Consider the following 15,947-nt stretch of genomic DNA (forward strand, 5'->3'; position numbering starts at 1 on the left):
TTAATGAGCTACTTGCACTTTGCGACTGGCTTGTGCTCAACGAACTACTTGCACTTTGCGATTGGTTTGTGCTCAATGAGCTACTTACACTTTGCGATTGGTTTGTGCTCAATGAGCTACTTACACTTTGCGATTGGCTTATGCTCAATGAACTACTTGCGCTTTGCGATTGACTGATACTTGTACTTTCAGACGCTGAGTTGTACAATCCAACATCAATATTCGTCAAATTACTACCATTGATAGTCACATTAGCATTTCCGGAAGTGTTGAAATAGGAATTCCCTACAACTGTGTAACCTGCTGGTGGAATTACCGTTATCGTATAGTTACCACTAATTCGTTCAGTAAATGTATAACCACCATTTGCATCAGTTGTTGTCCGTGCTACCTCATTACCGTTACTGTTCTTTAAAACAACTGTAACACCTGATTTAACTTGCTCCCCAACATTTTTGATGCCGTTTCGATCAGTATCTTCATAAACTGTTCCACTGATCGAATAGGTAGCTTTTGGTAAAGCAGAATCTTTGATCCCACCAAGATACAAACCAGAAACTGCGGAAGTTGTTTCTGCCCCACTGATATAGGCTGTTTTTAGTTTATCACCTTCTTTGGTATAGCGACCACTTAATTGTGCAGTTCCTGAATCATACATATATTGTGCAGACGAAGCTGTTCTAGGGTTACCAGAAGCTGAAGCACCTACTATTCCGATCTTCAAATTGGCTAGATCAGATACCGAACCAGTGAAAGCTGTATTAAATGTAAATGTGTGTCTTCCGATAGTAAGGGCTCTAGTTGAAACATATTCTGCCCCTTGAGAACTTGCACGAGCTCTATTAGTTGCCCCTTTAGCTAACGATTCTTCTCTAGTAACTTTACGCGTGCTTTGTCTATCAACTTTTACATCAGTTGGAGCACCTAAATTAGGATCTGCATCAGTATTGATCCACAATCCAGTATATGCTCCATAACTTGTCCAGCCTTTTGTTGTCAACACCGAACTAGCATCATAAACGACTGTCCAACTGATTGATTTTGTAGCTGCATCATATACTACAGTAACATTTGTTAGTGTATTAACAAATGTATTGTTACCACCAGACCAGATCCCTTTTGTTCCAATAAAATCAGCTGCCGTAAAGGTCGTCTTAGTCCCATTTGTGACAGATCGCAAACTTGAACCTGTGATCCCTAACTCCGCAAAACTCATCCCTTGCCATTCAAGACGACGCGGTAATATCGAAGTCATACGATAATTCTTAGTTCCGTCAGCTACGGTCGTTACTTCATATGTTTTTTCAGCTGTATTCGAAATCTCGGTACTATTATTTTCAGTACTATTCAATGATAGGCTGTTACTTTCAGTTAAAATTTCAGATTCACTAGTGGAAGTTGTTGATCTGTTTTCATTTGAAGTGCTTTGTATTTTGCTTTCACTTACATTAAATGTTGCTTTACTTTCTTCAGATGTGGACATTGAATCTGAGTTTGAATCGCTACTTACTGTAGTATCTGTACTTTCAGAAGTTGAAGTGCTCATAGTTTCTGAAAGTGACATTGAAGAACTTATACTATTAGAAATGGATCCTGATTCTGATACAGAGATCGAAGTTGATTCTGAGCTTGATACTGAAGCTGAATTTGAAACACTAGTCGTATCAGAAGAACTTGTACTTTCAAGTGTCACTGTCTCGGCGTTAGCAAGTATATCGGCTTGATCTGTTTGCAACTCAAGTGCTTTTTCGACTTGATCAGCTGATACTACGCCTTGAGTAACAAAAACGCCACCAGCCAGTGTCCCAACTGTAGCAGCTCCCTTGATCAACTTTTCAGTTTTAGAATCTAATAGACTGTCATCTTCAACATTATTTTTTTGGAAGATCTCTTGGTCAACAACTACATTTTTATCTGCGATCCCTTTAAATATCTTTGTTAAACCGATATTTGATATGAGGGAACTGACCCATTGCTTCCCCGACTTGTACATTTTGACCCGTGTTTTACGGTCAGTTTCAATATAATTATTCTTATATTTCCTTTCTTTCATATACATTCTCCCAATTTTTAGCAAAAACTTATTTCTATCACTGCATTCTCAGTTTCATTCTATAAAAATTTAGGTTTAATTTTATTGTACAAATCAATAAATATTTGAATAAAAAGTTAAATGTTTATTATTTTAAGTTGTATAATTGAGTATTTTTTGAATAAATAGATGTATTACAATTAAAAAAACAAGGATTAGATAAAGTGCATTTATTTTTATTAATATATAATAATTTAAATATATAAATTTTCGCTAACTCACGCTTCTACTTTTCACCGCTATTTTCCTATAAAAGACTTGCTCTTCTTAACAAATATCCTTATCTTTATATATAGGTAATTATGAACAGTCTGGTCACAGAAAGTTAAAATGTAAGAGACCATTATGACAATCATTTCATCACGAAAGGAAAAGCTATATTTCTCTCTCAAACACGCGCTGTTTGCTTACATTCTATATAGCAGGCTTACTATGAAATTTATCGCTATCGTTGGAACTAATGCTACAAAATCTTATAACCGCAAATTACTACAATTCATGAGCTCACACTTTGCTAACCAAGCACAGATCGAAGTGACAGAGATCAAAGATATCCCTCTTTTTTGTGAAGACTATGAACAAACGCCCCAAAGTGTTTTAGACCTTGCCCAAAAGATCGAAGGCGCAGATGGGGTGATCTTTGGGACCCCTGAATATGATCATGATATCCCGGCTGCTTTAAAATCAGTGATCGAATGGCTCTCATGGAAAGTCCATCCGCTGACTAAGCGCCCCGTTATGATCGTTGGCGCATCTTTAGGTAATCTTGGTACTGTCCAAGCACAAGAAAGTTTACGCCGGATCTTGGATTCCCCTGGCTTAGGTTCATTTGTTTTGCCAGGTTTTCAGTTCCTACTTGGGCGAGCAGAATCTGCTTTTGATGAAAAAGGGAATTTACTTGATCCAGGTACGGTATCCTGGTTAGAACAATGCTTCAACGGTTTTATCCACTACGCAAGCGCACTTGAAAAATTACAAAGTGCTCAAAAAGCACAAATCAAAACGCCTAGCATCTCACATTCACTCGATCCGCAACTAAAAAAGCAAGAAGCCAAAAGTGCCTTCCAAGCACTTGATGAGATCGATACTACTACCGGCGCTTCTGAAACTGCCGATATGAGCTTTGAAGAAGCTAATGGGATCAATTTTGTCCTAGATGACGATACTGAATTCAAGCTCCCAGATGATCCTATCAACACTTTGGAAACTACTACTTCACCTAAAGTCGCACCCGAACCGCCTGTTTTAGTCTATACTGAAGATGCTTTGACCAGCGCTTCCCAAACCGAACCACCAAAAAAATCCGCTCCTATTCCAGCAGTCGATACCACTACAGGAGCTTCTGAAAGCTAATGAAACAACAAGCACAACGTTTTATCCACAAAACTTATCGTGGTTTGGGGACAAATATCTACTTTACGGCTTTTGGTAGTGCCAACTCAAAAGATCTTGATGATAGTTATGCTTTGTTAAAAGCATATGAATCAGCATTGACTGTCAATCAAGACCACTCAGAACTGATGGCTGTTAATCAGGCTGCTGGGATCAGACCCATTTCCGTCAGTGATGCGACTTACCAATTGACAAAACTTGCGGTCCAGACTAGCCAAGAAGATTTTGGTTTTAACGCTTTGATCGGACCATTAGTCAAGTTATGGAAAATCGGTTTTGAGGGGGCCTTGCTTCCACCTAAAGAGGAGATCACTTCACGCTTGGCCTTGATCGATCCCACACAAGTTGAGTTAGATGATAATGAGTTTTCGATCTTTTTAAAGCAAGCAGGAATGCAACTTGATCTCGGAGCGATCGCTAAAGGATATATCGCCGATCGGATCCAAGATCTCTGGGAAGCTAAGGGGATCAGTAGTGGGATGATCAATTTAGGTGGTAATCTCTTATTGAAAGGACAAGCGCCACATCATCCTGATGGTTTATGGCGTATCGGGATCCAAGACCCCTTTACTAAACGTGGAAACGCGATCTTATCAGTTAAGTTTGGCCCTTGCTCTGCTGTTACTAGTGGGATCTATGAACGCCTGTTGAAAACTAAGGGGAAAACTTATCATCACATTTTAGATCCTAAAACAGGTTATCCACATGAGAATAACTTAGCTAGTGTCACAGTCTTAACTAAAAGATCAGTTCAAGCTGAGATCGAAACGACACGCCTCTTCTTTTCTGATGGTCCTAAAAAAGACTGGCCGGTAACAGATGATATTTATGGTGCTATTTTTGTCACCAAAGATAAGAAGATCCAAGTTTGTGGCCTTTCACCAAACCAGGTATCCTTACTTGATGATACTTTTGAATTAGAATTTAAATAAAGAATATACTAGAAAACAGGCTGGATCTCAGCCTGTTTTTTAGTGTTGATAGCCAAAAAAACCGAGCCACTCGCACTTGCGAGCAGCTCGGTTATGATAATACTATTTCTTTTTGCTCTTTAGAGCTTTGCGCTTAGCTTTTTCAAGTTTACGCTGGCGAGCTTTTTCAGCTCGTTTCTTTTCTTCACGTTCACGTTGGATCTTAAACGGATTGTTGATCACAAGTGTTTGAACAACTGAAAAGGCGTTTGTGATCACCCAGTACAATGAAAGGGCTGCGGGCACATTTAACGCGGTAAAGAAGATGATCAGTGGCATCCCATAAGTCATCATCGTTGTCATCATGTTTTGTTCTGGCTGAGCTTTGACACTTAACCAAGATGTTGCAAACGTAAATAACGCTGCTAAAACTGGCAAGATGAAGTATGGGTCACGCCCACCTAATTGCATCCACAAGAAATGCCCTGTCTTCAAAGTTTCTGACCGATAGATCGCTTGATATAAGGCGATCAAGATCGGCATTTGAACTAAGATCGGTAAACATCCAGCTACTGGATTGACCCCAGCTTCGGCATAGAGCTTTTGTTGTTCTTCCCGCATCTTTTGCATGGATTCAACATCTCTATCTGGATATTTAGCTTGCAATTCCTTTAATTTTGGTTGCAATTCACTTGTTTTACGCATGCTGCGCATTTGATAGATCATCAACGGTAAGATCACGATCCGTACGATAATAGTAAAGATCACGATCCCCCAGCCATAATTATGGCCAAAAATGTTGCTCAAGGCTTCGATCGCCCGAATAAAGTTCCATACGATGTAATGATCCCAGATCCCAGTACTTTGGGCATTGACCGGATCAGTACTACAGCCGCTCAAAAAGAGCATTAAACCTAAAACGCTAATAACAGCGGCTAGTCTTTTCCCTTGCTTCATTTGCATTTACCTCACTTTGCAAATTGATCATCCGACAATACTCTTGCCAAGTGCAAGACATGGATCAAATTCTTCTTTGCATCAGCTGTTGAGATCCCAGCAGCACTTGGGCGCGCGATCACGATAAAATCGCAATCTTGTTTTAGCTGCGGCTTTAATTCAGTCAAGCTCTGCCGAATCCGACGCTTGACCCAGTTACGCGCGACAGCATTCCCGATCTTTTTACCGACGGAAATTCCGACGCGAAAATGCTTTTGCTCGGGCTTTTCGATCATGTAGACCACAAACATGCGGTTCGCACATGACTTACCCTGGGTAAAGACTTCTTGGAACTCCGCTTCTTTCTTGACGCGGTATGATTTTTTCATGACCCATCTCCAAATGATTTGAAAAGTCCGCATACACTAAAAAAGACCACTGACGGTCCAGTGGCCTATGCAGACAATACTTTTCTACCTTTACGGCGTCTACGTGCTAACACATTACGACCGTTGCTTGTACTCATGCGTTTACGGAAACCGTGTACGCGTTGGCGATGGCGTTTCTTAGGTTGGTAAGTTCTTTTCACAACAGAACACCTCCTTTTATACAATGTTACTTAATATCCTACAAAAATCGTAGCTTGATGTCAAGTTCAGACTTACTTTGTAATACTACCATATCTTAGCTAAAATTCAAAGTTTTTTTTCAGTTTTCATGACAAAAAAGTGCTACTTTGGCTGTGCTTTTTATGCACATTTTATCCACTTTTACATTTTTTAGCTGTCGATAAAATTTTTACATCCACAGCATAATCCCCAAAATCATCCACAAATCACAGCCTGTAGATTTCTACCTGTCAATTTGTAAATAACCCTATGTGCATAACTCTCGTATCTTTTTAATATCAAGGGTTACAGCTTTTGAACTTTTTTGTGAATAACTTTTTAAAATAATTTATCTATCCACACTTTTTCACAACTTGTGGATAACTTAATTAACACCCTGTGATTTATTTTTTACTTTTTTTACCCAACCTGTGGAAAACATTTTTTTTTAATGCTACAATAGGAGCATGCAAAATTTATCAAAAAGGAGGGATCTTAGTGCTTGATCTTGAAACTTTATGGCAGTATATCCGCGATAAATTCGAAGCTGAATTTTCGCCGATCGCATTTACCACTTGGATCGCATCGGCACAACCACTACAGCTCACCGATAATACTTTAGTCGTTGAAGTGGCCTCTAAATTGCACCAAGACTACTGGAAACAAAATATTATTCCTCAGATCACTTCACTGCTTGCAGATAATCTTTCAACTAAGATCACGATCCTAGTTAAAACGGTCGACGAGCCCAATCCTTTGGCCGAAGCTCAGACCGAACCTAAAGTCAGGTCACTTGAGCCTAAGCTAGCTGTACCTAAAAAAAGCACCCCACTAAATGACAAATATACTTTTGAATCATTTGTGGTCGGTAAAGGCAATCAGTTGGCACATGCAGCTGCACTTGCAGTCGCTGAAGAGCCTGGTGTCTTTTACAATCCGTTGTTCTTTTATGGTGGAGTAGGTTTAGGTAAGACCCACTTGATGCATGCGATCGGACATCAGATGTTAGAAAATAATCCTAACGCCCGTGTCAAATACGTCACTAGCGAATCATTTGCCAATGATTTCATCAACTCGATCAAATCTAAACATCAAGAAGAGTTTCGCCAAGAATATCGTAATGTTGATCTCTTATTAGTTGATGATATCCAATTTTTCTCAGATAAAGTTGGAACGCAAGAGGAATTTTTCCACACATTCAATGCTCTTTACGATGATAAAAAGCAGATCGTTCTTTCTTCAGATCGCCTACCAAACGAGATCCCCAAGCTTCAACAACGCTTAGTCTCGCGTTTCAAATGGGGATTATCTGTTGATATCACCCCACCCGACTTAGAAACGCGGATCGCTATTTTGCGTAACAAAGCTGAAGCCGAACACCTTCAAGTCCCTGACGATACTTTAAGCTATATTGCTGGACAGATCGATTCCAACATCCGTGAATTAGAAGGAGCATTGATGCGGGTCCAAGCTTATGCTAAGCTAAATGGTCAGCCCGTTTCAACGAGCTTAGCCGCAGAAGCTTTACAAAGCTTAAACGGTGCTCCACAAGCCAAAGAACTGTCGATCGCGATGATCCAAGAGAAAGTTGCTAAGTTTTTCCACGTTACTGTGGCTGAACTCAAAGGAAAAAAACGTGTCAAAACGATCGTCATCCCACGCCAGATCGCAATGTATCTCGCGCGTGAATTGACGGAAGCTTCTTTGCCTAAGATCGGACAAGAATTTGGTGGCAAAGATCATACCACGGTCATTCATGCACATGAAAAAATCAGTGAGGCACTCAAAAGCGATGAAGAGCTCAAAAAAGAGGTCGCTAAATTGCGGGCTGAATTACACAGTTAACAACTGCCTGTGAATTAGTGTGGATAAACCCCAATAGTTATCCACAAGTTATCAACAGGTGATTTCATAGATCATCAAAGGTTTTAGGGCTTTTTCCACAGTATAAACAGCCCCTACTATTACTACTAACTTTATTAATAATATATATTTAACAAACAGGAGGAATTTTGCCTTATGAAATTTACGGTACATAGAACAGCTTTCATCCAATACCTAAATGATGTTCAACGTGCTATCTCATCTAAAGCAGCTTTAGAGATCTTGTCTGGGATCAAACTCGATCTTTCTGAAGATGGTTTAACGATGACAGGAAGTAACTCTGATATCTCGATCGAGACCGTGATCTCAATCGCTGATGAAAATGCAGCTTTAAACATTGAAAAAACAGGGAGCGTAGTTTTACCAGCTCGTTTCTTCAATGAGATCGTTAAAAAGTTACCTGAAGACAGCTTGAGTGTCGAAGTAAATGATCGTTTCCAAGCAACGATCAGATCTGGCTCAGCAGAATTTATCATCAATGGTCTCGATCCAGATGATTATCCACATTTACCAGAGATCGATTCACGTGAACAATTGACGTTACCAGGTGATGTATTAAAACAAGTGATCAATCAAACTGTGATCGCAGCTTCTAAGCAAGAAACACGCCCGATCTTGACGGGGATCCATTTAGCGATCAAAGATGGCCAACTTTTAGCGGTAGCAACTGACTCACACCGTTTGAGCCAACGAAAACTTACTTTAAATGGTGATAGTGCTGCCGATTACGATATCATTGTCCCAGGGCAATCAATGAATGAGTTAGCTAAGATGTTAGGTGATCTAAGTGAAGATATCGAGATCCAGATCTCAGAAAATCAGATCCTCTTCATCTTAGGCAATACGTCCTTTTACTCACGTTTACTTGAAGGAAACTATCCTGATACAGAACGCTTGATCCCACAAAACTCAACCACAACGTTAGAGATCAATGCACCTGCTTTCTTACGTGCGATCGAACGTGCTTCGTTACTTTCACACGAAGGACGCAATAACGTGGTCAAATTATCGATGCAAGCTAGTGCGGCCAAAGCAACACTTTACAGCAATTCCCCTGAAGTTGGGAATGTTGAAGAAGAATTGACCTTCAACAAACTTGAAGGAAATGATCTAGACATTTCCTTTAACCCTGACTATATGAAAGATGCTTTGCGTTCCTTTGGACAAAGTGAAGTGACCTTGAACTTTACGATGCCACTGCGTCCCTTTACCTTGGTCCCAAGTGAAGCTCAAGGCGAATTCATCCAATTGATCACCCCAGTTCGAACCGTCTAAAATATTTGTGCTTTAGAGGCCAAAAGCGAGTGGTATTTGACCGCTCGCTTTTTATTTTTCTCTAAAAGGTATAAATGGAATTTAGAACGCATATATTCAATTTCTAGGCCAGTTTTATCGTCTAGGGTGTCATAACACTCAGATAGGTCAAATTAGCTCAGAACGCGTTTAATTGGTTTCCATGATTGTGTTTAGTTTTTAAAAAAGGTATAATTTAATGAGTACTAAAAGGAAAGCGAGGCATTTTTTTGAAAGAAGAAATTCACTTAAAAACACCGCATATCACCTTAGGCCAGTTGCTTAAAATTGCGGATCTAGTTTCTTCTGGCGGGCAGGCAAAGTGGTTCTTACAAGAATACGCTAATGACATTTTAGTCAATGGTGAGCCAGAAAACCGTCGCGGACGCAAGCTTTATCCTGGAGATAGTGTTGAGATCAAAGATCAAGGCAGCTATCTATTGAAAGAAAGCTAGCTAAGACAATGTATTTAGAAGAGCTGGAACTTCGCAATTTCCGTAACTATCAAACGGTAGCGGTCAAATTTTCACCACAGATAAATGTCTTGATCGGGAAAAACGCTCAAGGCAAGACCAACCTGTTAGAGGCGATCTATGTTTTAGCGATGGCGCGTAGTCACCGGACCAATAATGAGCGTGAGTTGATCAGCTTTAAACAAAAAGAGGCATATTTAAGTGGGCGAGTGATGCGTAAGTTAGGTAGCTTACCGTTAGAGATCAGTTTGAGCCGTAAAGGTAAGAAGGCTAAAGTCAATCATCTCGAGCAAGCACGCTTATCTCAGTATATCGGTAATTTGAATGTGATCTTGTTTGCGCCAGAAGATCTCAGCTTAGTCAAGGGGTCACCCGCGATCAGACGACGCTTTATCGATATGGAATTTGGTCAGATCGACCCACGCTACCTCTACAATTTGACGCGGTACCGCACGATCTTAAAGCAACGAAATAATTATCTAAAACAACTCCAGCAAAAAAAAGCGACGGATACGCTCTATTTAGAGGTCTTGTCGGAACAATTAGCTCAATTTGCTGGGGCGATCATTGTGAAACGACTAGAATTTTTAGCGGAACTTGAGCGCTATGCAAAAGAGATCCATGGTCAGATAACACAGGACAAAGAGCAGTTAGCTTTTAGTTATGAAAGTAGTTTGAAAGAATCAAGTCAGGCTACTGAAAATGAAATTACCGAAGCATTAAAAAAAGGTTTTGCAAATTTACAACAAAAAGAAATTTTTCAAGGGACGACCCTTTTAGGCCCACATCGCGATGATGTTGTTTTTAAGATCAATGGACAAAATGTTCAGGTCTATGGTTCGCAGGGACAACAGCGAACGACAGCGTTATCGGTCAAATTGGCAGAGATCGAATTGATGAAAAATAAGACAGGCGAATACCCGATCTTATTGCTTGATGATGTGTTGTCTGAGCTCGATGGAAATCGGCAAACACATTTGTTGAAGACGATCCAAGGGCGCGTCCAGACCTTTTTAACGACACCTGGATTAAATGATATCACCCAACAGTTGATCAAAGAACCAAAGATTTTTCATATTGATGATGGCCAGATCTCTGAAAACTCAGAATTGGCTGAAAATCACATCGACTGGGTTTCAGAAGACGAAAATAAAGTTGTTACATTTTATCCAAAGAATGAAAAATCCAAGAAAGGACAGTCTACATAGAGATGTAGCGGGTACTAAACGTGACAGAAAAAGAAACGCTTGAAGAAGTAAAGGAAGAAAAAGCCAAAGAATATGATGCCAGTCAGATCCAAGTCCTTGAAGGCTTAGAAGCCGTGCGCAAGCGTCCTGGGATGTACATTGGCTCGACTAGCTCACAAGGCCTGCACCACTTAGTATGGGAGATCATCGATAACGGGATCGATGAAGCTTTAGCGGGCTTTGCTGATGAGATCAATGTGATCGTGGAAAAAGATAACAGTATCACGGTCAAAGATAATGGACGTGGGATCCCGGTCGATATCCAAGAAAAGACGGGTCGACCAGCGTTAGAAACCGTCTTTACTGTGCTTCATGCCGGTGGGAAATTCGGCGGTGGCGGTTATAAAGTCTCCGGTGGTCTCCACGGGGTCGGGGCCTCGGTCGTTAACGCCCTTTCCACGAGCTTAGATGTTCAAGTTAGACGCGAAGGGGATACGAATGTCTATGGGATGGACTTTAAACTCGGTAAAGTCGACCATGTGATGGAAGTCGTGGGGCAAAGTCAACCACATGAACACGGGACGACAGTGCATTTCTTGCCTGATCCAGATATCTTTACGGAAACAACTGTCTATGACATCAAAGTTTTGACGACGCGGATCCGTGAGTTGGCCTTTTTGAACAAGGGCTTAAAGATCACGATCGACGATATGCGCCAAGAAGAACCGACCCATGAAGAATTCCACTATGCTGGTGGGATCAAACACTATGTGGAATTCTTAAACAAGGGCAAAGAAGTTCTTTTTGATGAACCGATCTATGTGGAAGGCCAACAAAAAAGCATTACAGTTGAAGTGGCATTACAATACACCGATGATTTCCACTCTAACTTATTGACCTTTACTAACAATATCCACACTTATGAAGGTGGGACTCATGAATCAGGATTCAAGACTGCTTTGACACGTGTTATCAACGATTATGCACGTAAATCTGGTCAGTTAAAGGAAAATGAACCTAACTTGTCTGGTGAAGACGTCCGTGAAGGCTTGACTGCAGTTGTTTCAGTTAAGCATCCTGATCCTCAGTTTGAAGGGCAAACTAAGACTAAATTGGGTAACTCCGATGCTAGAGCGGCGACAGATAAGACATTTTCCGAAGCTTTCAGCAAGTTCATGCTGGAAAATCCAAATGTGGCACGCCGGATCGTGGAAAAAGGGATGTTGGCTGCTAAGGCTCGTGTCGCAGCTAAACGAGCACGTGAAGTTACGCGTAAGAAAAATGGCCTTGAGATCTCTAATTTGCCAGGTAAATTAGCTGATAACACCAGCAAAGACCCTGAGATCTCAGAATTATTCATCGTCGAAGGTGACTCCGCGGGTGGTTCAGCTAAGCAAGGGCGTTCACGTTTGACCCAAGCTATCTTACCGATCCGTGGCAAGATCTTGAATGTGGAAAAAGCTACCTTAGATCGGATCTTGGCCAATGAAGAGATCCGTTCATTATTCACAGCTTTAGGCACAGGTTTTGGGGATGATTTTGATGTGGATAAAGTAAATTACCACAAGTTGATCATCATGACCGATGCCGATGTCGACGGAGCCCATATCAGAACCTTATTGTTGACGTTGTTCTACCGCTTTATGCGTCCAATGATCGAACGAGGCTATGTTTATATTGCACAGCCACCGTTGTATCAAGTGCGCCAAGGCAAAATGATCCGTTATATCGACACTGATGAAGAATTAGAAGAAGTATTAGGTCAATTACCACCAAGTCCAAAACCAGTTATCCAACGTTACAAAGGTTTAGGTGAAATGGATGCTGAACAATTGTGGGAAACTACGATGGATCCAGAGAATCGGCGCTTATTACGGGTCGAATTATCGGATGCGATGGAAGCAAATGAAGTCTTTGAAATGTTGATGGGCGATCAAGTCGGCCCAAGACGTCAATTTATCGAAGAAAATGCAACTTTCGTGGACAATTTGGACGTTTAATAAAAGCAGGAGAATAAGTTCTGCACATAATGCACAGGATAGTGTGAATAAACTGTGTATAAGTTTGAATTTTATGTAAAAAGTAAGAAAAGAAGTGGAGGCACAGGACGTGGTAGAAGTACCTAACAGAATTAGCAATGTTGATTTATCCAAAGTCATGCGGACCTCATTTTTAGATTATGCGATGAGTGTTATCGTTGCGCGCGCTTTGCCTGATGTGCGTGATGGCTTGAAGCCTGTTCACCGCCGGATCTTATACGGTATGAATGAATTAGGTGTGACTCCAGATAAACCATATAAGAAATCAGCCCGGATCGTTGGAGATGTTATGGGTAAGTACCACCCGCATGGGGACTCGGCGATCTATGAATCGATGGTCCGGATGGCGCAAGATTTTAGCTACCGTTATCTCTTAGTTGATGGTCACGGTAACTTTGGTTCGGTCGATGGTGACGGGGCCGCTGCGATGCGTTATACCGAAGCTAGGATGTCTAAGATCACGTTGGAGATGTTGCGTGATATCAACAAAGACACGATCGATTTTCAGCCAAACTATGATGGGACCGAACGTGAACCTGAAGTTTTACCAGCTCGTTTCCCTAACCTATTAGTCAACGGGGCGACCGGGATCGCAGTTGGGATGACAACAAATATTCCACCCCATAACTTGGCTGAAGTTATTTCAGCTTTGCATGTGTTGATGGAAAATCCCGATGCAACGACCGCCGACTTGATGGAAGCTTTACCAGGGCCTGATTTCCCGACTGGTGGGATCGTGATGGGCAAATCTGGGATCAGAAAAGCTTATGAGACTGGGAAAGGCTCAGTTACTTTACGGGCCAAAGTTGAGATCGAAGAATTAAAAAATGGCCGTGAACAGATCATTGTGCATGAGTTACCATACATGGTCAATAAGGCTAAATTGATCGAGCGGATCGCTGAATTAGCTCGAGATAAAAAGATCGAAGGGATCACCGATATCAAGGACGAATCTGACCGTGAAGGGATGCGCATCACGATCGATGTGCGCCGAGATGTCAGTGCTTCGGTCGTATTGAACAATCTATACAAATTGACCTTGATGCAAACGGCATTTAATTTCAACATGTTGGCGATCGTTAATGGGACGCCACGGGTCTTGAGTCTAAAGCAGATCTTGACCTATTACTTGAAACACCAAGAAGAAGTCATTCGTCGGCGAACACAATTTGACTTGAAAAAAGCGCAAGCAAGAGCCCATATCTTAGAAGGTCTCCGGATCGCCTTAGACCATATCGATGCGATCATCAACATCATCCGTAATTCTAAGAGCGGTGATATCGCTAAAGATCGCTTGATGAATGAATATCATTTGAGTGATAAACAAGCCCAAGCGATCTTAGATATGCGTTTAGTTCGTTTGACTGGTCTGGAACGTGAAAAGGTTGAAGCTGAATATCAAAAGACGATGGAAGCGATCGCCGATTATAAAGATATTTTAGCGCACGAAGAACGTATCTATCAGATCATTTATCAAGAATTATTGGAGATCCAAGAGCGCTTTGGCGATGAGCGCCGGACTGAACTTATGGTCGGCGAAGTCTTGAGCATTGAAGATGAAGACTTGATCGAAGAAGAAAATGTCGTGATCACTTTGACGCATAACGGCTATATCAAGCGTTTGCCAACAAGTGATTTTAAAGCACAACGGCGCGGTGGTCGTGGCGTCCAAGGTATGGGCGTGCATGATGATGATTTCATTGAGCACTTGATCACGACTTCGACCCACGATGAATTGTTGTTCTTCACAAATGTGGGTAAAGTTTATCGTATGAAGGGCTATGAAGTCCCAGAATATGGTCGTGCTGCTAAAGGGATCCCTGTGATCAACTTGCTCGACCTTGATAAAGAAGAAAAGATCCAAACAGTGATCAACGTTGAAGCTACGAAGCGTGATGATTCGCACTTCTTATTCTTCACTACGGTCAAAGGTACGGTCAAACGGACTTCCGTGACTGAATTTGGCAATATCAGAAAGAATGGGTTAAAAGCGATCTCGTTACACGATGGCGATGAATTGATCCACGTTTCGATCACAGATGGTGAGCAAAATATCATCATTGCAACTCATGGTGGTTACGCAGTCAGCTTTGCTGAAACAGCTGTCCGCCCAATGGGACGCTCGGCAGCTGGGGTCCGCGGTATCCGCTTGCGTGATGAAGATCATGTCATCGGAGCTTCGATCTTGCGTCCAGACAGTAAAGTCTTTGTCATCTCTGAAAAAGGCTATGGTAAGCAAACCCCGGCTAGCGAATATCCGATCAAAGGCCGTGGTGGTAAGGGTATCAAGACCACAAATATCACTGCTAAAAACGGTAATCTCGCTGGTATGACAACGGTCAATGGAGATGAAGACATCATGGTCATCACTGATAAGGGTGTCATGATCCGCTTTAACCTCGCTAATGTTTCCCAAACTGGTCGGGCCACACTTGGGGTCAAGTTGATCAACTTAGATGATGATGCTACGGTTTCAACAATGGCTAAAGTCGAAGCTGAACCCGTCGAAGAAGAAGAAACGGCTGAAGAATAAAACTGTGGATAATTAAAATTTATTCTAAAAATAATTTATCCACAAAAAAAATCCACGGTACTCTTAAGAGTGCTGTGGATTTTTTTGTCTATAGCTAATTATTTACGGACAACACTGATCCGTTCTTGGATATGGTCACCATTTTGGATCTCATCTGCCATGGCAAGCGCATAATCAGCATAACTGATGATGCTTTCACCACGATCGTTAAGGGTCAATTCTTCACCAGCGAGGATGTATTCACCCGTACGTTTTCCGTCAACTTGGAGATCAACCGCTGGACTGATGAAAGTCCAAGCAACATCATCATGTTTGCGTAATTCGGCTAAGGCATCAGTTTGAGCTTTGGCTAAAGCGTAAAATTCTGCTGGAAAATCTGGAGTATCGACTAACTGAGTCTTGTGTTCTGGATCAACATAGAGGCTACCGGCACCACCAACGATGACAAACCGCTTACCTGTCTTGCCCAAAAGCGAGGTTAGGTGTTTGATAACGTCAACGTGAAGAGGAAGTGTTTCTGGTCTCCAAGTTCCAAACGCAGAAACAACGATCTCAAATTCAGCAAGATCGGCTTTAGTGAGATCAAACAGATCTTTTTT

13 protein-coding genes are annotated in these 15,947 nt (G+C 41.5%); 8 read left to right on the forward strand and 5 right to left on the reverse strand.

Translation table 11 applies throughout. From position 1 onward, the window contains the following. On the reverse strand, nt 1-2,053 hold a 2,053-nt coding region (locus LMU01S_RS08305), incomplete at its 3' end, for an SdrD B-like domain-containing protein (RefSeq protein WP_169795908.1). Nucleotides 2,054-2,524: 471 nt separating this feature from the next. Here LMU01S_RS08305 and LMU01S_RS08310 point away from each other — a divergent pair. Both LMU01S_RS08310 and LMU01S_RS08315 read left to right on the forward strand, forming a co-directional pair. Next, the gene (locus LMU01S_RS08310) at nt 2,525-3,445 is read left to right on the forward strand and encodes an NADPH-dependent FMN reductase (protein ID WP_056958853.1); all 921 of its coding nucleotides are present in this window, start codon (nt 2,525-2,527) and stop codon (nt 3,443-3,445) included. Continuing rightward, nucleotides 3,445-4,416, forward strand: a complete 972-nt coding sequence (locus LMU01S_RS08315) for an FAD:protein FMN transferase (protein WP_056958855.1) — start codon at nt 3,445-3,447, stop codon at nt 4,414-4,416. The genes LMU01S_RS08310 and LMU01S_RS08315 overlap by 1 nt, the downstream gene beginning before the upstream one ends. Nucleotides 4,417-4,518: 102 nt before the next feature. Here LMU01S_RS08315 and LMU01S_RS08320 read toward each other — a convergent pair whose 3' ends face one another. The 3 genes from LMU01S_RS08320 to rpmH all read right to left on the reverse strand — a co-directional run bounded on the left by LMU01S_RS08320 (nt 4,519) and on the right by rpmH (nt 5,920). Next, nucleotides 4,519-5,352, reverse strand: coding sequence for a YidC/Oxa1 family membrane protein insertase (locus LMU01S_RS08320; RefSeq protein WP_056958856.1), 834 nt, complete (start codon nt 5,350-5,352; stop codon nt 4,519-4,521). An 11-nt stretch (nt 5,353-5,363) separates the two neighbouring features. Beyond that, nucleotides 5,364-5,720 carry a ribonuclease P protein component gene (rnpA, locus tag LMU01S_RS08325; RefSeq protein ID WP_004049716.1) on the reverse strand — a complete coding sequence of 119 codons (357 nt, stop codon included), beginning with the start codon at nt 5,718-5,720 and terminating at the stop codon, nt 5,364-5,366. A 65-nt stretch (nt 5,721-5,785) separates the two neighbouring features. After that, a complete protein-coding gene (gene rpmH, locus LMU01S_RS10325; RefSeq protein ID WP_003701411.1) occupies nt 5,786-5,920 on the reverse strand; it encodes a 50S ribosomal protein L34 in 135 nt (44 codons plus the stop codon). A 517-nt stretch (nt 5,921-6,437) separates the two neighbouring features. Here rpmH and dnaA point away from each other — a divergent pair. From dnaA to gyrA, 6 genes are all read left to right on the forward strand, one after another. Then, nucleotides 6,438-7,784 carry a chromosomal replication initiator protein DnaA gene (dnaA, locus tag LMU01S_RS08330; protein WP_056958858.1) on the forward strand — a complete coding sequence of 449 codons (1,347 nt, stop codon included), beginning with the start codon at nt 6,438-6,440 and terminating at the stop codon, nt 7,782-7,784. Nucleotides 7,785-7,958: 174 nt separating this feature from the next. Next, complete coding sequence (dnaN, locus tag LMU01S_RS08335) at nt 7,959-9,098, forward strand: DNA polymerase III subunit beta (RefSeq protein ID WP_056958860.1); 1,140 nt, start codon at nt 7,959-7,961, stop codon at nt 9,096-9,098. A 248-nt stretch (nt 9,099-9,346) separates the two neighbouring features. Further along, entirely contained in the window at nt 9,347-9,571 is a 225-nt protein-coding gene (gene yaaA / locus LMU01S_RS08340; protein ID WP_056958863.1) for a S4 domain-containing protein YaaA, read from the forward strand. Between the two features lie 8 nt (nt 9,572-9,579). Continuing rightward, entirely contained in the window at nt 9,580-10,797 is a 1,218-nt protein-coding gene (gene recF, locus LMU01S_RS08345) for a DNA replication/repair protein RecF (RefSeq protein ID WP_056958865.1), read from the forward strand. Nucleotides 10,798-10,817: 20 nt separating this feature from the next. Continuing rightward, nucleotides 10,818-12,776, forward strand: coding sequence for a DNA topoisomerase (ATP-hydrolyzing) subunit B (gyrB, locus tag LMU01S_RS08350; protein ID WP_056958866.1), 1,959 nt, complete (start codon nt 10,818-10,820; stop codon nt 12,774-12,776). Between the two features lie 109 nt (nt 12,777-12,885). Next, complete coding sequence (gene gyrA / locus LMU01S_RS08355; RefSeq protein ID WP_056958867.1) at nt 12,886-15,348, forward strand: DNA gyrase subunit A; 2,463 nt, start codon at nt 12,886-12,888, stop codon at nt 15,346-15,348. A 98-nt stretch (nt 15,349-15,446) separates the two neighbouring features. Here gyrA and LMU01S_RS08360 read toward each other — a convergent pair. After that, on the reverse strand, nt 15,447-15,947 hold a 501-nt coding region (locus tag LMU01S_RS08360), incomplete at its 5' end, for an NAD(P)-dependent oxidoreductase (RefSeq protein WP_061773569.1).

The sequence above is a fragment of the Ligilactobacillus murinus DSM 20452 = NBRC 14221 genome (assembly GCF_001591685.1).
Taxonomy (GTDB): Bacteria; Bacillota; Bacilli; order Lactobacillales; family Lactobacillaceae; genus Ligilactobacillus; species Ligilactobacillus murinus.